This window comes from Ralstonia sp. UNC404CL21Col, assembly GCF_000620465.1.
Taxonomy (GTDB): Bacteria; Pseudomonadota; Gammaproteobacteria; order Burkholderiales; family Burkholderiaceae; genus Ralstonia; species Ralstonia flatus.
Map to the genome: position 1 here is coordinate 348,970 of NZ_JIBE01000004.1, position 17,245 is coordinate 366,214.

At 65.4% G+C, this 17,245-nt stretch carries 14 protein-coding genes and 1 riboswitch; of the genes, 9 read left to right on the forward strand and 5 right to left on the reverse strand.

The window, feature by feature from the left end:
* Both N511_RS0109730 and N511_RS0109735 read left to right on the forward strand, forming a co-directional pair.
* Positions 1–2,037, forward strand: coding sequence for an ATP-binding protein (locus N511_RS0109730; protein ID WP_442965434.1), 2,037 nt, complete (start codon positions 1–3; stop codon positions 2,035–2,037).
* A 269-nt stretch (positions 2,038–2,306) separates the two neighbouring features.
* Entirely contained in the window at positions 2,307–4,736 is a 2,430-nt protein-coding gene (locus N511_RS0109735; RefSeq protein WP_027679117.1) for a penicillin acylase family protein, read from the forward strand.
* A gap of 328 nt (positions 4,737–5,064) precedes the next feature.
* On the opposite strand, the gene N511_RS0109740 is transcribed toward N511_RS0109735, so the two are convergent.
* Positions 5,065–5,991, reverse strand: a complete 927-nt coding sequence (locus N511_RS0109740) for a sugar kinase (protein ID WP_027679118.1) — start codon at positions 5,989–5,991, stop codon at positions 5,065–5,067.
* An 11-nt stretch (positions 5,992–6,002) separates the two neighbouring features.
* Positions 6,003–7,280: an amino acid deaminase gene (locus N511_RS0109745; protein WP_027679119.1), complete on the reverse strand. Its 1,278-nt coding sequence runs from the start codon at positions 7,278–7,280 to the stop codon at positions 6,003–6,005.
* A 162-nt stretch (positions 7,281–7,442) separates the two neighbouring features.
* On the opposite strand from N511_RS0109745, the gene N511_RS0109750 reads away from it, so the two are divergent.
* The 5 genes from N511_RS0109750 (at position 7,443) to N511_RS0109770 (ending at position 12,333) form a co-directional block, all read left to right on the forward strand.
* Positions 7,443–8,312 (forward strand): MurR/RpiR family transcriptional regulator, encoded by an 870-nt coding sequence (locus N511_RS0109750; protein ID WP_027679120.1) that lies wholly within the window; start codon positions 7,443–7,445, stop codon positions 8,310–8,312.
* Position 8,313: 1 nt separating this feature from the next.
* Positions 8,314–9,810, forward strand: coding sequence for a D-aminoacylase (locus N511_RS0109755; protein ID WP_027679121.1), 1,497 nt, complete (start codon positions 8,314–8,316; stop codon positions 9,808–9,810).
* Positions 9,811–9,851: 41 nt separating this feature from the next.
* Complete coding sequence (locus tag N511_RS0109760) at positions 9,852–10,238, forward strand: RidA family protein (protein ID WP_009240594.1); 387 nt, start codon at positions 9,852–9,854, stop codon at positions 10,236–10,238.
* 81 nt (positions 10,239–10,319) lie between these two features.
* On the forward strand, positions 10,320–11,672 hold the full coding sequence (locus tag N511_RS0109765; protein WP_027679122.1) for a GntT/GntP/DsdX family permease: 1,353 nt from the start codon (positions 10,320–10,322) through the stop codon (positions 11,670–11,672).
* Between the two features lie 34 nt (positions 11,673–11,706).
* Positions 11,707–12,333 (forward strand): bifunctional 4-hydroxy-2-oxoglutarate aldolase/2-dehydro-3-deoxy-phosphogluconate aldolase, encoded by a 627-nt coding sequence (locus tag N511_RS0109770; RefSeq protein ID WP_027679123.1) that lies wholly within the window; start codon positions 11,707–11,709, stop codon positions 12,331–12,333.
* A gap of 34 nt (positions 12,334–12,367) precedes the next feature.
* On the opposite strand, the gene ribB is transcribed toward N511_RS0109770, so the two are convergent.
* The 3 genes from ribB to N511_RS25230 all read right to left on the reverse strand — a co-directional run bounded on the left by ribB (position 12,368) and on the right by N511_RS25230 (position 14,990).
* Positions 12,368–13,093, reverse strand: a complete 726-nt coding sequence (gene ribB, locus N511_RS0109775) for a 3,4-dihydroxy-2-butanone-4-phosphate synthase (RefSeq protein WP_027679124.1) — start codon at positions 13,091–13,093, stop codon at positions 12,368–12,370.
* A 126-nt stretch (positions 13,094–13,219) separates the two neighbouring features.
* Positions 13,220–13,375: riboswitch (FMN riboswitch) on the reverse strand.
* 116 nt (positions 13,376–13,491) lie between these two features.
* Entirely contained in the window at positions 13,492–14,715 is a 1,224-nt protein-coding gene (locus N511_RS0109780) for a Zn-dependent hydrolase (RefSeq protein WP_027679125.1), read from the reverse strand.
* Positions 14,716–14,816: 101 nt separating this feature from the next.
* The gene (locus N511_RS25230; protein ID WP_155954037.1) at positions 14,817–14,990 is read right to left on the reverse strand and encodes a hypothetical protein; all 174 of its coding nucleotides are present in this window, start codon (positions 14,988–14,990) and stop codon (positions 14,817–14,819) included.
* Positions 14,991–15,098: 108 nt separating this feature from the next.
* On the opposite strand from N511_RS25230, the gene N511_RS0109785 reads away from it, so the two are divergent.
* Both N511_RS0109785 and N511_RS0109790 read left to right on the forward strand, forming a co-directional pair.
* Complete coding sequence (locus N511_RS0109785) at positions 15,099–16,418, forward strand: MFS transporter (protein WP_027679126.1); 1,320 nt, start codon at positions 15,099–15,101, stop codon at positions 16,416–16,418.
* Positions 16,419–16,441: 23 nt separating this feature from the next.
* Positions 16,442–17,242, forward strand: a complete 801-nt coding sequence (locus N511_RS0109790; protein WP_037026578.1) for a class II aldolase/adducin family protein — start codon at positions 16,442–16,444, stop codon at positions 17,240–17,242.
* The last annotated feature ends 3 nt before the right edge of the window (positions 17,243–17,245 follow it).

The window sequence follows — 17,245 nt, forward strand, 5'->3', positions numbered from 1 at the left end:
GTGACGTCCATTCCGCCCTCCTCGCCCCGCCCGTCGGATACGCGTGCTGCCGGCCCCGCCCGGCTGGCGGACCCCGGTCCCTTCAGCGCCAGCGGGTTCAACGCTGCACCGGCCATTCGCCCTTCGGCATGGCTGGTAGCGATCGGTGCAGCCGCGGTCGGCACGATCGGGCGGGTGCTGCTCGAATCGGCGATGGGCATCCATCTGCCGTTCTACCTCGCCTTTCCGGTGGTAACGATTGCCGCGTGGTACGGCGGTTTCTGGCCAGGCATCCTCGCCATCGTCTGCTACGCGGGGCTGTTCATGGGCTTGGCCGCCCTGCAAAGCTGGCCTGCCGCGGTGCCGCTGACGTCGGTCCAGCTGACGGTGTTTGGGGTCGGTGCGCTGCTCATCTGCGCGTTGTGCGAGCAGTTGCGCCGCGCCCGCGCGGGGGCTGAGCGGCGCGCGCGGGCTGAAACCCAGCAACGCCTGTCGCAGCAACGCCTGCTGGCCGCGCTGCAGGCTTCGCCCATTTCCCTGTACGACGTCGACAACACGATGCACTTCACGTGGGTGCACAACCCCGTGTTCGGCCTGCAGCCCGAACAGCTGCTGGGGCGGACGGTGCGTGAAGTGTTCGGCCGCCGCGCCGCATCGCGCCTGACCGAAGCCGGCCAGCGCGTCATCGCAACGGGCACGCCGACGCGCGTGGAGTTCGCCTTCCGCCGGCGCCACACGCAGCGCGTGGTCTACGACGTGGTCGTCATGCCGCTGCGCGACGACACCGGCGAGATCATCGGCCTGACCAACGCCGTGATCGACATCAGCGAGCGCCGCCAGGCCGAGGCTCGCCGCACGCAGCTGCTCGAAGCCGAATCCCGCGCACGCGAAGAAGCCGAGCGCGCCAGCCGCCTGAAAGACGACTTCCTGGCAACCGTCAGCCACGAACTGCGCACGCCGCTCAACGCGGTGCTGGGCTGGGCGCAACTGCTGAACATGCGCGCCTACGATGAAGCGATGTTCAAGCGCGGCATTGAAGCCATCGAGCGCAGCGCGCGCACGCAGGTTCACCTGATCGACGATCTGCTCGACATGTCGGCCATCCTCTCGGGCAAGGTTCCGCTGGAGATCGGCCCCGTGGACCTGGCCGACGTGCTGGAGCGCGCGCGCGAGACCATCGAGCCCATGGCGCGCCAGAAGAACATCACCATCGAGACCGAATTCCTGCCCGTGCCGACGCTGCAAGGCGATGCCGGGCGCCTGAAGCAGGTGTTCTGGAACCTGCTGGCCAACGCCGTCAAGTTCACGCCCGAAGGCGGACACATCCGGCTTTCGGTGCATCCGGCGCCCGAAGGCGTGGTGGCCACCGTGCGCGACACGGGCATCGGCATCGAGCCGGCCTTCCTGCCGCATATCTTTGACCGCTTCCAGCAGGCGGATCTGTCCAGCACGCGCCGCCACGGCGGGCTCGGCCTGGGGCTCGCGATTGCCAAGCAACTCGTCGAGCTGCATCACGGCCGCATCACCGCCGCGAGCAGTGGCGCAGACCGCGGCACCACCATGGCCGTGTCGCTGCCGCTGCATGCCGCACAACCGGGCGAACAGGCCAACCGCACGCCGGGCCTCGTCGCAGGCACGGGCATGCCGACGCTGGACGGCATCCGCGTGCTGGCGGTGGACGACAACCCCGAATCGCTCGGCGTGATCGCACTGATGCTGGAGCGCTATGGCGCCGAGGTGGTCACCGTACCCAGCGGTGCGGCGGCGCTCGACGCACTGGAGGAGGCGGTTGCGAACGCCTACCCCTTCGATGCGCTGGTCAGTGACCTTGCCATGCCGGGCATGGACGGCATGCAGCTCGTGCGGGCCGTGCGCGAACGCGGCTTCACCGACCTGCCCGCCATCGCCGTGACGGCATTTGCCGATCCGATCCGCCTCAAGGCAGCGAAGGAAGCCGGTTACCAATCCGTCATCACCAAGCCGATCTTCCCGGGCGAATTGGGGCACGTGCTGGCCGCCAATGTGCATCGCAAGACGGGGCCCGAAACGCTGGCATGACACATCGGCAACCATGCCTTGACGGAATGGTTGACCGAACAAAAGTCATTGGCGCAGTTCGTTGCACATCCGCATACTCGACAGCCTGTGCCGATCGGTGGGCATCTCTCCCCTAGCAGTTGCCAGCACCCGCTCAACCGATCGGCCAGCTTGCCCTTCCCATCAGCCGCGCTCGCGGTTGTCTGCCGTATCCATAAGAACGCCCGAATCCTTCCCTGTCCGTGTGGACTGCGCTGGCATGCCGGGCTCAGAGAGGAGACTGCATCGCCATGCCCATCCGTTCGCTTCCTGTTCTGTTGTCGGCCGTCGCGCTCGGCATGTCCGCGCAGGCCCTCGCCAAAGACACGCCCCAAGCCACCACGCAGAGCATCGTCGTACCGGGCCTATCCAAGGCCGCTGACATCCTGATCGACCGCTGGGGCGTACCGCACATCTATGCCAAGAGCGAAGACGACGGCTTCTTCGTGCAAGGCTTCAATGCCGCGCGAGACCGCCTCTTCCAGATCGACCTGTGGCGCCGCCGGGGGCTGGGCCAGTTGTCGGAAGTGTTCGGGCCGGCGTATGTGGAGCAGGATCGCGCCACGCGGCTGTTTCTCTATCGCGGTGACATGCAGGTCGAATGGAATCACTACAGCCCCGACGCGCAGCGCATTGCCACGCGCTTCGTAGCCGGCATCAATGCGTATGTCGACTGGCTGGCCAGGCATCCGGAGCAGATGCCGTTCGAATTCCGCAAGCTGAACTACGCGCCCGCGCATTGGGCGCCGGAAGACGTGGTGCGCATCCGCAGCCACGGCCTGACGCGAAATCTGCAGTCGGAAGTGGCGCGCGCCAACGTGGCCTGCAAGGCCAACCTCGCCGACGACACCGTCCGCTTCGGCCTGCAGCCCGCCTGGCAAACCCAGTTGCCCGAAGGTCTGGACCCATGCCTGCCGAAGGATCTGCTGAAGGTGTTCACCCTGGCCACGCAAGGCGTGAAACTCACGCCGGAATCGCTCAAGGGTGTAGACGTCGACAGCACGCGCGTCGCTGCCGCGGCCAACCTCGAAGAGACGATGGAAGGCAGCAACAACTGGGTGATCGCGCCGGGCAAATCCACCACCGGCCGCGCCGTGATGGCCAACGACCCGCACCGCGCCTATTCCGCACCGAGCCTGCGCTACATCGCCCACATCAGCACACCCACGCTCGACATCATCGGCGCCGGAGAGCCCTCGCTGCCGGCCGTGTCGATCGGGCATAACGGCCACGTCGCGTTCGGCCTCACCATCTTCAACATCGACCAGGAAGACCTCTACGTCTACGAACTGAATCCGGCCAACAACAGCGAATACCGCTACAACGGCGGCTGGGAGCCCTTCACCGTGCTGCACGAAACCGTGAAGGTGCGCGGCGGTGACTCCCGCCCCGTCGACCTCACCTTCACGCGCCACGGCCCGGTCATCTACGTCGACGCCGAGAAACATCGCGCCTACGCGGTGCGCTCCGCGTGGCTGTCGCCGGGCATGTCGCCGTATTTCGGCTCGGTCGGCTACATGCGCGCACGCACCTTCGCGCAGTTCAAGCAGTCAATGATGAACTGGGGCGCCCCCACCGAAAACCAGGTCTATGCCGACACGAAGGGCAACATCGGCTGGGTGCCTGGCGGCCTCGCCCCGATCCGCCCCAACTGGGACGGCCTGCTGCCCGTGCCCGGCGACGGGCGCTTCGAATGGGCCGGCTTCTGGCGCGGCGATCAACTGCCCAGCAGCTACAACCCGAAGTCGGGCTATTTCACCTCGTCCAACGAGATGAACCTGCCGGCGGATTATCCGTACCGCGAGCGCAAACTCGGCTTTGAGTGGACCAACGGTTCGCGCCACGCACGCATTGACGAAGTGCTGGCTAGGCTCGACAAGGTGTCGATCGAAGATTCGATGCGCCTGCAGAACGACATGGTGTCGATCCCGGCGCGCAGGCTGATGGCCCTGCTGGCGCCGCTGTCGTCCAACGACGCCGACACGCAAGCCGCGCTCAACCTGTTCAAGGGCTGGAACGCGACCATGCTGGCGGATTCCCCGCAGGCCGCGCTGCATGAGGTCTGGTTCACGCATCACCTGGGCCGCGCATTCAAGAACGCCGTACTTTCCAAGGCCAGCGCCGAGGCAATGGCCGCGCCCGACACGGACGTCATGCTCGATACGCTGGAGCACCCGCAAGGCAGCGAACGTAAATTCGGCGAAGACCCGCAACAAGCCGCCGCCAAACGCGATGCCGTGCTGCTCGACAGCCTGAAGAATGCGTGGACCGATATGGTCAAGCGCCAGGGCCCGAGCCCGCAAGCGTGGAACTGGGGCCAGCTGCACCACAACCTGAACGCCCATCCGTTCGCCGCCATCGTCGACGAGGCCACGCGCGCCAAACTCAACGTCGGCCCCACGCCTGAAGGCGGCAGCCCCTACACGCCCAACCAATCGACGTATCGCGCGAGCGATTTCCTGCAGACGAACGGCCCCTCGTTCCGCACGGTGGTGGACGTCGGCAACTGGGACAACTCCCGCGCCGTCAACCTCCCCGGCCAGTCCGGCAACCCCGACAGCCCACACTACCGCGACCTCGCACCGCTGTGGCTCAAGGGCGAATACTTCCCGCTGCTGTATTCGCGCAAGGCCGTGGAAGCCGCGACCGAGTCGCGCGTGCATCTGGTGCCGGGGAAGTAAGCGCACGATGCGCAAGCAAAAACGCCACCGCAAATACGCGGTGGCGTTTTTTTTCCAACAGCTGAAACGTCGACGCTAGCAACCGATCCCCGATGGGGTGGCCGTACCCTGCCCTAGATGGCGCCTTGAATTTCTGTGAGCGGGCGGAAAAAGGAAGGAGGCCTGTCTGAGCGCAGCGAGTTTGCCTCCTTCCCCGCACGGTCACATAAATTCAAGGAGTGGGTCTCCATCTCGGGCGCGCCTTTCTTTGCTTACTTTCTTTGGCAAGACAAAGAAAGTGAGTCAGCCCCGGCAGGGGATGAAACACCAGCGCATCAACAACATCCATTCAGGCAGTCCGCGTGGACGCCAACACCGCCCGCACAACCTCCGCCCGCGGAATCGGCGCCACAGCGCTATACCCCGTCGTAGAAATCGCAGCCGCCACATTGGCATACCGCGCCGCCTCTGCAGGCGGATCCCCGGCAACAATCCGCGCCACAAACGCACCACCAAAACAGTCCCCCGCCCCGGTCGCATCGACGGCATTGACGGTATGACGCGGCACCAGCGTACGGGACTCCGGTGTGGCCACGTAGCAGCCTTCCGCGCCCATCTTCAGCGCCACCAGCTTCACGCCCCAGCCGAGCAGCGTATCGACAATGCCGTCACGGTCATGGCAGTCGAGCAGCACGGTTACATCATCCCAACTCGGCAGGCACAGATCGCACGTGCGCATCGCTTCCTGCATCACGGCGCGGGCACGCGCGAGCGGCCACAGGCGCAAGCGCAGATTGGTGTCAAACGACACCAGCACACCCGCCGCCCGCGCATGCGCCATCGCTGCCAAACCCGCATCGCACGCGGTGTCGCTGATGGCCAGGCTGATCCCCGACAGGTGAAACGCCTTGGCCGCCGCAATCGCCTGCAGCGGCAGTTGCGCGGTCTGGAAGCGGCTCGCGGCCGAGCCTGCACGCAGGTAGTCGAAATGGTGACCGCGCGCGTCGTGCGAAACGAAGTACAGGCCGGTGGGCGCCTGAGCATCGGTGTGCACGTAGGTGTGGTCGACGCCTTCGTCCTGCCACAGCGCACGCAGCGCCTGGCCGAAACGGTCGGCGCCTACCGCGCTGATATAACCCGTGCGCGCGCCCTGCCGCGCTGCAGCAATGCAGAAGTTCGACGTATCGCCGCCGAAGCCGAAATTCCACGACGTGCTGCCGGGATCCGCCTGGTTGAACTCGATCAGCGCTTCGCCATAGGCGAGGATGTCAGCCATGGGCGCCCCGCTCAGAAGTAGGTCTGCACAACGTCGACCACGTTGTAGGCGTCGTCAACGACAGAAATCTGGCGCCACTTGTCGAACGTGAGGCATGGGTGCGAGATGTCGAAGGCGATCATGTCGCCGACCTTGATGTCGTCGCCCGGGGCGATCTTCAGGTAGGCATGCTGATCCATCATGCCGGTGACTTCCCAGTGCGCCGGCGTAGCCGACGGCGTCTTGTCGCCCGGCCGGAAATGCAGCACCGGCAGCGGCAGACCGGCGTCGAATGCAGCATCGCGCTTGCCCAGCGCAATGATGGCGCGCTCGCCCTCCGGCACGGACTGCACATAGGCCCACAGTTGCAGCGCGGGCAGCAGGCTCGAACGCATCTTGTGCGCGATCGGGTTGTTGGCGTCGATACGGGCCTGCGCGGCGCGGTAGATGCCCACGTCGTGCGTCAGATAGCAGCCGGGGCGCAGCACCACATCCAGCGGCTGGCCGATATTGGCTTTGGCGAACTCCTCGGCCACGACGTCGTACCAGGCTGAACCGGCACCCGTCAGCACGGCCGGCGTGCGCTGCAGGCGCCCGTCCTTTGCAAGGTCACCCATCACCTTTACTGCGCGCTGCAGGAACGTGCGGATATCCGCCTCTTCCTTGATCACGCCTTCATAAACCTCAACGCCCGCGAGCTTGACGGCGCCATCGGCCCGCGTGAGCGCATCGAGCACCGATTGCAGTTGCGCGTCGTCGCGCACGCCCGTGCGACCGCCCTGCACGCCCAGTTCGATCAGCACCTGGATCGGGCGCCCCGCCTTGCCGAAGAAGGCGGCAAGCTGATCGACCTGATCCGCCGCATCCACCAGGCAGAAGAACTCGAAGGTCGGATCGGCCAGCAACTCGGCCAGGATCGCCATGTTGCGCTTGCCGACCAGCTGGTTGGCCATCAGCACGCGACGCACGCCGTGGGCATATGCAATGCGTGTCTGGTGCGCCGTTGCCAGCGTGATGCCCCACGCACCGCCGGCCAGCTGACGTTGGAACAGGCGCGGCGCCATCGTCGTCTTGCCATGCGGTGCGAGCTTGGCGCCGTATTCGCTCACGAAGCGCTGCATCCATGCGAGGTTGTGCTCCACGCGCGACTGCGAGAGCACCGCTGCGGGCAGGTTCAGGTCTTCGTTCAATACGTTCCACCGCTGGGCAGCGATCTGCTCCGGCGTGCATGCGGCTTCCAACGCACCCAAGCCCTTGTCGAGCGGGTTGACGACGGCGTTGGCGTCTCCTTGGTACTTTGTATCACTCATGGGAATGGACTCGTGTTCCTTTGGGGGTAAACATCGGGTTGACACAATGATAGCGGCGAAACTATTCTCCGGGCCAGCCTGTTACAAAGTACCAAAGCACTCTCAAAGCCGCTATCCGGACGACTACCGGGGGCCAGAATGCGAGACCCTAAGCCCGACCCGATGCGTGAACCGATGGACATCGTGACCCGACTCTCCCAGCGTGCCGCTGAACTGCGCCCCGCCGAGCAAAAGGTCGCGCAGACGGTCCTGAGCGACATTGCAGAAGCCGCCGCCGGCAGCATCCAGACGCTCGCCGAACGCGCTGGCGTGAGTGAGGCCAGCGTCACCCGTTTTGCCAAGGCGATGGGTTGCCGCGACGTGCGCGAACTCAAGCTCAAGCTAGCGCAGGCAGCCGCAGTCGGCCAGCGCTTTCTGGATGGCGGTGCGGACCGCCCGCCCTCCAGCGCAGACGGCATCCTGGCCGACATCAGCAATGTGCTGGAGGCCAACCGCGCGCTGGTGCAGCCCGAGGCCTTCCGCACTGCCGCTGTCGCACTGGTGGCGGCGCGCATGATTGCCGTGTTCGGCATGGGCGGCGGCTCGACCACCATGGCCGACGAAATGCGCTACCGGCTCGCCCGCCTGGGACGGCCGGTCACCACCTATCATGATTCGATGCTGCAGCGGATGGTCGCGGCCACGCTGAGCCCGGACGACGTGGTGGTCGTGTTTTCCGTGACCGGCCACGTACCGGAGGTGATCGACAGCGTGACCATCGCGCGCGAGTACGGCGCCCGGATCGTCGCCATCACGGCCATGGGCTCGCCCCTGGCGACGCTGGCCGATGTCTTGCTGCCGATCCAGGCCATGGAAACCGATTTCATCTTCAAGCCGTCGTCATCGCGCTACGCCATGATGATGATGATCGACCTGCTGGCGACCGAGGTCGCGCTGCAGCAGTCCGATCGCAGCAAGGAGCTTTTACGGCGCATCAAGTACGTGCTCGATGCGCATCGCGGCGGCGGCAATCGCCAGCCGCTCGGAGATTGACATGCAGCAGTACGACACCGTCATCCGTCAGGTCCGCATTGTGGACGGCAGCGGCCACGAACCCGAGGCCACGCTGTTCGACGTGGCCATCACCGACGGCCGCATCGCCGCCATCGCCACATCCGACTCCACCGCGTGGCTGGGGGATGAGGAAATCGCGGGCGAGGGCCGCGTCCTTGCTCCTGGCTTCATCGACGTGCATACGCACGACGACACGAACGTGATCCGCACGCCCGACATGCTGTGCAAGGTGTCGCAAGGCATCACGACCGTCATCGTGGGCAACTGCGGCATCAGCGCGTCGCCGGCCACGCTCAAGGGCGACCCGCCCGACCCGATGAACCTGCTGGGGCCTGCCAGCGCGTTTGCGTATCCGACCTTCGCCTCGTACGTGGACGCCGTGGAGCGCGCGCAACCGGCTGTGAACGTCGCCGCGCTGGTCGGGCACACGGCACTGCGCAACAACCATCTGGACCGCCTCGACCGCCCCGCCACCGCTAACGAGGTTGAAGGCATGCGCGCGCAGCTGCGCGAGGCGCTCGATCACGGCGCGCTCGGCCTGTCGACCGGCCTGGCCTACGCCAACGCCTTTGCGTCGACCACCGAAGAAGTGATGGGCCTGGCGGAGCCGCTGGCCGAGGCCGGCGCGATCTACACGACGCATCTGCGTACCGAATTTGCGGCGATTCTCGATGCGATGGACGAGGCGTATCGCGTCGGTAAACATGCACGCGTGCCGATCGTGATCTCGCACCTGAAGTGCGCAGGCGCTGCCAATTGGGGCCGCGCGGGCGAGGTGCTGGAATCCATCGAAGGCGCGCAGCGCTATCAGCCGGTGGGCTGCGACTGCTATCCGTACACCGCCAGTTCGTCCACGCTGGACCTCAAGCAGGTGACGGACGAATTCGACATCTTCATCACGTGGTCGGAGCCCGAACCCAGCATGGCCGGGCAGACGCTCAAGGAGATTGCTGCCGCGTGGGGCACCGACCTGATGGACGCGGCGCGCCGCCTGCAGCCGGCGGGCGCCGTGTACCACAACATGTCGGCGCAGGACCTGGACCGCATCATCACGCACCCCGCCACCGTCATCGGCTCCGACGGCCTGCCGAACGATCCGAAACCGCATCCGCGCCTGTGGGGCGCCTTCCCGCGCGTGCTCGGTTACTACAGCCGGGAGCGCAAGCTGCTCTCGCTTGCAGCCGCCGTCCGCAAGATGACGGGCCAGTCAGCCGAGCGCTTCGGGCTGAGCGAACGCGGCCTGGTGCGCGAGGGCTACTGGGCCGATCTCGTGCTGTTCGACCCGGAAACGGTGCGCGATGTCGCCACCTTTACCGACCCGCAGCAACCGGCGACGGGCATTGCGGCCGTGTGGGTCAACGGCCATCTGTCGTATCAGGGAGGCGCCGCGCAGCCCGCTGTGCGGACACCCGGCGCGGGTCGCTTCCTCAAGCGCGGCCCGCGTGCGCCGGCAACGGCGGCCGCCGAGGTCCACTGAATCCAAGTTTTGTTTGCAAGTTTGAAAGAAGGAACGTAGCGATGACGATTACCCGAATTGGCGTTGAAGGCGGCACCGGCACCGGTGGCCAGCACCTCCCCTTTGCCCGTGCGGCGGGCGCAGACGGCTGGCTGTTTGTGTCGGGCCAGACGCCCATGGTGAACGGCGAGGTGGTCGGCAACGGCATCGTCGAGCAATCGCACCAGACCATCAAGAACGTGCTGGCCATCCTGGCCGAAGCCGGCTACGGGCCGGAGCACGTCGTGCGCTGCGGCGTGTGGCTGGATGATCCGCGCGACTTCCAGTCGTTCAACAAGGTGTTCAAGGAGTACTTCGGTGCCAACCCGCCCGCGCGCGCCTGCGTGGTGTCGAGCATGGTCATCGACTGCAAGGTCGAAGTCGATTGCGTGGCCTACAAAAAGCCGTAACCCGCATTTTTCATAAGGGCGCCCTGCACGACGGGGCACCCAGACAACAAGAGCCGTGAATATCCCTGAGGAGGAAACCCGATGGTCCCGATGCAAGGCAACTCGCTATTGCTGACCGCCGCGCTGGCGGTGGTCGCACTGATCTACCTGATCGCTGTCCAGAAACTGAACCCGTTCGTCACGCTGATCGTCGTCTCGCTCGTGCTGGGCGTGGTGGTTGGCATGCCGATGGGCAATATCGTCAAGGCGTTCGAAACCGGGGTGGGCAACACGCTCGGCCATATCGCCTTGGTGGTGGGCCTCGGGACGATGCTCGGCAAGATGATGGCGGAATCAGGCGGGGCCGAGCGCATCGCCAAAACGCTCATCAGTGCCTTTGGCGAGAAGAACGCGCACTGGGCCATGATGGTCGTGGCGTTCATCATCGGCTTGCCGGTGTTCTTCGAAGTCGGCTTCGTGCTGCTGATCCCGATTGCCTTCAACGTGGCCAAGCGCACGGGCACGCCGATCCTGCTGGTGGGCCTGCCGATGGTGGCCGGTCTGTCGGTGGTGCATGGTCTGATCCCGCCGCACCCGGCCGCGCTGCTGGCCGTGACGGCGTATCAGGCCGACATCGGCAAGACCATCATGTATGCGCTGATCGTCGGCCTGCCGACCGCCATCCTGGCCGGTCCGCTGTGGGCGATGCTGGTCTCGCGCTACGTCAAGCCGGACGAGAACAACCCGCTGGCCGCGCAGTTTGTTGAAGCCGACCAGAAGCGCGAGCTGCCGGGCTTTGGCGTGACGCTGTTCACGATCCTGCTGCCGGTGGTGCTGATGCTGATCGGCAGCTGGGCCGACCTGATCGTCCCGCCCAAGACGCTGGCAAACGACATCCTGAAGCTGGCCGGCAACTCCGTGATGGCCCTGCTGATTGCCGCCATCGTGAGCTTCTACACGTTCGGCAAGGCGCGCGGCTTCAATCGCGACACCATCCTCAAGTTCACCAACGAGTGTCTGGCACCGATCGCCACGATCACGCTGGTGGTGGGCGCAGGCGGCGGCTTCGGCCAGATCCTGCGTGATTCGGGCGTGTCGAAGGCCATCGTGGCCGTCGCCACCGATGCCCATCTGTCGCCGCTGCTGCTGGGCTGGGTGGTGGCCGTGCTGATCCGCATCGCCACGGGTTCGGCCACGGTGGCCATGACGACCGCCTGCGGTATCGTCGCCCCGATCGCCGCCGCCTCGGGCGCCGCCGTCAAGCCGGAGCTGATGGTGCTGGCCACCGGCGCAGGCTCGCTGATCCTGTCGCACGTGAACGACGGCGGCTTCTGGCTGGTGAAGGAGTACTTCAACCTGACCGTGCCGCAAACTTTCAAGACGTGGACGGTGCTGGAAACCATCATCTCGATCGTCGCGCTGCTGCTCACGCTGGCGCTGGCGACCGTCGTTTAAGCTTGTTCCGTTGAAGTTGATCTAGGAGAACGTTGTGGGTATCGATTCCGTCGTCAAGGCCGGCCCGGTCATCCCGGTGCTGCAGTTCCAATCTGTCGATGAGGGCGTCAAGGTGTGCCGCGCGCTGTACGAGGGCGGTATCCGCACGTTCGAGATCACGATGCGCACGCCGGTGGCGCTCGACGTGATCCGTACGGTGGTGAAGGACCTGGGCAGCGATGCCATCGTCGGCGCCGGCACGCTCACGCGCCCGGAGCATTTCCAGCAGGCGAAGGATGCGGGTGCAGTGTTCGCGGTGTCGCCGGGCATTACGCCGATGCTGGCCGTGGCACAGGCGAAAGCTGAACTGGACTGGCTGCCGGGCATCGCCACGCCGTCCGAGCTGATCCTGGCACTGGAGTTCGGGCTGACCACGCTGAAGTTCTTCCCGGCCGAAGCGGCTGGCGGCATCCCGATGCTCAAGTCGCTCTACGGGCCGTTTGGCGATGTGCGTTTCTGCCCGACCGGCGGGATCACGCCGCAAAGCGCGCCAGACTATCTCGCATTGCCCAACGTCGTGTGCGTGGGCGGCTCGTGGATGGTGCCCAAGGACAAGGTCGCGGCCGGCGACTGGGCAGGCATCACGGCGCTCGCCAAGGAAGCCGCCGCGCTCAAGCGGTAACCAGCGTCACCTCTCTCGCGCGGCCGGCTGGTCGTCAGACAAAGCTGACCGCGCGCTCCATCTGCTCCCGATATTGAACGATGTCTTCAATGGTCAGCACCGGCACGTTGTGCTGATCGGCGAAGCGCACCGCGTCGTCACGGCGCGCCATGGTGCCGTCGGGCAGCATCAGTTCGCATAGCACGGCGGCCGGCGGCAAGCCTGCCAGGCGTGCCAGGTCGACCGAGCCCTCGGTATGACCGCGCCGCGTGAGCACCCCACCCTCCTTTGCCACCAGCGGGAATACGTGCCCCGGACTGACGACCGATTGCGTATCGGCATCCGGCGCGATGGCTGCGCGGATGGTCGTGATGCGATCCGCCGCCGATACGCCGGTGCTCACGCCGGTGCGGGCTTCAATCGACACCGTGAACGCCGTGCCGTACTGGCTGCGGTTGTCTTCCACCATCGGGCGCAAGCCGAGCGACGCGCTCTTCTCCGCCGTCAGGCACAGGCAGACGATGCCGCTGCATTCGCGAATCAGCATGGCCATGCTGGCCTGCGTGAGCTTGTCGGCGGCGACGATGAGGTCGGCCTCGTTTTCGCGGTCGGCATCGTCGAGCACGACGACGGGCACGCCAAGCCGCACCGCGTCGAGGGCGGCGGCCATGCGCGCGGGCATGTCGGCCGGATCGAAGCGGGCTTCGATGGCATCAAACGCCACATTCGCGGAAGGCAATGCGGGCGGGTGAACTGCAGGGGATTGCTGAGTGGACAACATGGAAACGCTCCTCGCAAGATTGGCGACAAGACGTTCCAGGGCAAGCAGACAAACACGCGCGAGCCATGCAGCCACGCAGCCCGGCACAAAGCCAGGCGCGCTCCTGTAGCACGCGCGTGTTGTTCCGCACATCTTCTTCCATCCGGACTCTGACCGTCGGCCCCGGCATCTCACCGGATCTGCTGACCCTTGCATGCAGGCGCATGCAAGGCGCTCGCGGGCTCACGGACGCACGGTCCGCATACCGCCGGTGGGGAATTTCACCCCGCCCTGAAGACGTACTGAACCGGCAGGATCGCCGGCAAACGCAATGCTACCGCAACAAGTTGCAACGATTCGACCCTACTGACGGGTCGGGCAAAACGCTATGCCGTCATATCGTTATCACGCCATTTCGCTCACCGCGCCCGGGCCAGCATGGCATGCAGCAGCACATCGGCGCCGCGCGTCACATCTTCGGGAAGCGCGTCTTCCGCTTCGTTGTGGCTCAGACCGTTGACGCACGGGATGAAGATCATCGCTGTCGGGCAATGCTTGGCAATGTGGATGGCGTCGTGCCCCGCGCCGCTCACGATGCGCTGATGCGGGTAGTCGAGGGCCTCCACCGCATCGGCCACCGCCTTCACGCAGGCGGGGTCGAACGGCGTGGCCGGGCTGACCCAGTGCTGGTCGATCTGCACGGTCAAGCCGCGGCGCTCTGCAATGTCGGCAAAGCGTTCACGCAGCGCCGCTTCCATCTCGGCAATGCGCGCGTCTTCGTGGTGACGCAAATCCACCGTGAACGTGAGATCGGCGGCGATGGTGTTGCGCGAGGCATTGCGGATGCCGAGTTCGCCAATCGTCACGAGGCCATGCGGCGCAAAGCTGTCGACCAGTACTTCCAGCGAGGTCGCCATCTCCGCTGCCGCAAACATCGCGTCGCGGCGGAAACGCATGGGCGTGGTGCCTGCATGGGCGGCCTGGCCCTGCACATGCACATCGAGCCAGCGGATCGCCTGCCCGCCCGTCACCACGCCAATCGGCACGCCGTTCTCTTCCAGGATCGGCCCTTGCTCGATATGCGCCTCGAAGTAGGCGTCGAACGGTGCACCGGGGATGGCACGTTCGCCCGCGTAGCCCGTTGCCGCCAGCGCTTCGGCCACGGAGATGCCCTGCGCATCACGCGAGGCCAACGCCTGTTCCAGCGGCATGACGCCTGCAAATGCAGCTGAACCCAACATGGCCGGCGTAAAGCGCGCGCCCTCCTCGTTGGTCCACACGACAATCTCGATCGGCTTGTCGGTTTCAATGCCCGCGTCGTTGAGCGTGCGCACGACTTCCAGCGCGGCCAGCACACCGTAGACGCCATCGAAGCGCCCGCCTTCGGGTTGCGTGTCGAGATGACTGCCGCTCGCCACGGGGCGGGCTTGCGCCGATTTGCCGGCGCGACGCGCAAACAGATTGCCGACGCGGTCAAAGCTGAGCGTCATGCCCGCGTCTTTGCACCAGCGCGCGAACAGCGCGCGGCCGGCCGCGTCTTCTTCCGTCAGCGCAAGGCGCCGCACGCCGCCTTTTGGCGTGGCACCGACCGCCGCCATTTCCATCAGGCTCGACCACAGCCGCGCCCCGTTGACCTTCAACATGTCTCCATTCCTTTTGCATGCGCGCCGACCGGCTCGGCGCATCCAGCCGCCTTTATCTGGCAATCGCAAAATGCGCGTCAAATTGCGAATGCTTATTCGGCCTATAAATCAGGCAAATACTGCTGGCCCGAACCGTGCATCCACCCATTGCCAGCATCGCCCATACGCACCGCAATGGCGCGATCAAGGCGTGCAGCTCCCAATCCCAGGGCATAAGCCCGGCTAATACGGGGAATCAAAAATGCGAATTTGCCGCCGCCCACGTCGATGCGCATAAATGGCGGCGTCGGCTGACGACCGACACCCCGCTTCCGCGACACAGACCGATGCCTGAACATCGGCGGCGCGCTGGCGGGGCCATGCCCAAAAGAGGAGGACGCCCCATGTCAACGCTGCAACCATCCACCGCGACGCACCAGCCCGTGCGCGCGGCCACCGCCGCTTTCATCGGCACCGCCGTCGAGTTCTACGACTACTACACCTACGCCACGGCCGCCGCGCTCGTGCTGGGCGAAGTGTTCTTTCCAAGCAGCAACCATTTCCTGAGCACGATGGCGTCGTTCGCCACGTTCTTTGTCGGCTTCATCGCACGGCCGTTGTCCGGCGCAGTGTTCGGGCATCTGGGCGACCGCATCGGCCGGAAAAAGATGCTGCTGGTGACGATGTTCCTGATGGGCATCGCCACCACCGGCATCGGCCTGTTGCCCGGCTACGCGACCATCGGCATCTGGGCGCCGATTCTGCTGGTGTTGCTCCGCGTGCTGCAGGGCATTGCGGTCGGCGGCGAATGGGGCGGCGCGGTGCTGATGGCAAGCGAGCATGCACCGAAGGCCAAGCGCGTGTTTTTCGCGTCGTTCCCGCAGATGGGCAGCCCGGTCGGGTTGATCCTGTCGCTGCTGTCGTTCCGGCTGGTGTCGTCGCTCGACCATGAGAGCTTCATCACGTGGGGTTGGCGCCTGCCGTTCCTGGCCAGCTTCGTGTTGCTGCTCGTGGGAGTGGCGATCCGCATGGGCGTGAAGGAATCGCCCGAGTTCGAGCGCATGAAGCAGAACAACGAGGTGCTCAAGAACCCCGTGGGCGAAGTGCTGCGCACCGCGTGGCGCCCGATCGTGCTGGCGGCCATGGCCACCACCATCGGCTCCGCAGGGTTCTTCTTCACCAACACCTTCATGATTTCGTACGTGACGACGTACCTCGGCATGTCGAAGGCACTGATTCTCGACTGCCTGTTCGTCGTGACGATCCTGCAGCTGCTGTCGCAGCCGGTATCGGCCCTGCTGGCGCAACGCTACGGAGACACGCGCTTTCTGACGTGGGCCGCGTTCATTTCGATGCTCACGCCGTATCCGATGTTCCTGCTGGTGAGCACGCAGAACCCGGTGGCGATGGTGGCTGGCATCACGCTGGCGGTGGTCACGCTGTCGGCCGTGTATGCCGTCATCGCAGGCTTCATGACGCCCGCCTTCCCGACGCGCGTGCGCTACTCCGGCATCTCGATCGCCTATCAGGTCTGCACCATGATTGCCGGCGGCACCACCCCGCTGATCGGCACGATGCTGGCCGAACGCTACAAGGGCGAATGGCTGCCGCTGGCGCTGTTCTTTACGGTGCTCTCCGCGATCTCGCTGATCGGCATCATCGGCCTGGGGCGGTATCGCGACGGCAAGCAGCCTGAAGAATCCACGGCGCTCGCCACAAATTGATGTCTACCTCCATCCGCATTCCCATGGAAGCCCAACCCGTTTCGCTGCACACGCGCCGCCCCGCGGCCTTCTCTGAAACCGAATGGCAGATTCGTACCGATCTGGCTGCGCTGTATCGGCTCGTCGATCATTTCCGCATGACGGACATGATCGACACGCACATCACCGCACGGCTGCCCGATGAAGACGGCCGCCCGACCTTCCTCATCAACCGCTACGGCGTGCTGTTCGGCGAGATGCGCGCATCGGATCTCGTCAAGATCGATCTGGAGGGCAACGTCATCGACGAACGCGCCGATGCGGACCCCGAGCACTACGCCGTCAATGCGGCTGGCTTCACGATCCACTCGGCCATCCATGCAGCGCGCGACGATCTGCATTTCGTGGTCCATACGCATACGGCCGCGGGCATTGCGGTGTCGGCACAAGAACATGGCTTGCTGCCGATCAGCCAGCATGCGCTGAAGTTCTACGGCAAGCTCGCGTATCACGACTATGAAGGCATCGCGCTGGACCTGGGCGAGCGCGAACGCCTCGTGCACGACTTCGGCCAGCACAAGGCGATGATCCTGCGCAACCATGGCCTGCTCACCGGTGGCCACACGGCAGCAGATGCTTTTCACGAAATCTACTTTCTCGAGCGCGCCTGCCAGGCACAGATTCAGGCACTGGCCGGCGGCACGCCGCTGCGCATGCCGCCCGAAGACGTGCGCCAGCGCACCGCGGCGCAGTTCAATCGGGAAGAGTCGCCCGTCATTGCGCGCCGCGCATGGCTCGCGGCGCTGCGGCTGATCGACACGTCCCGCTCCGATTACCGGAGCTGATGC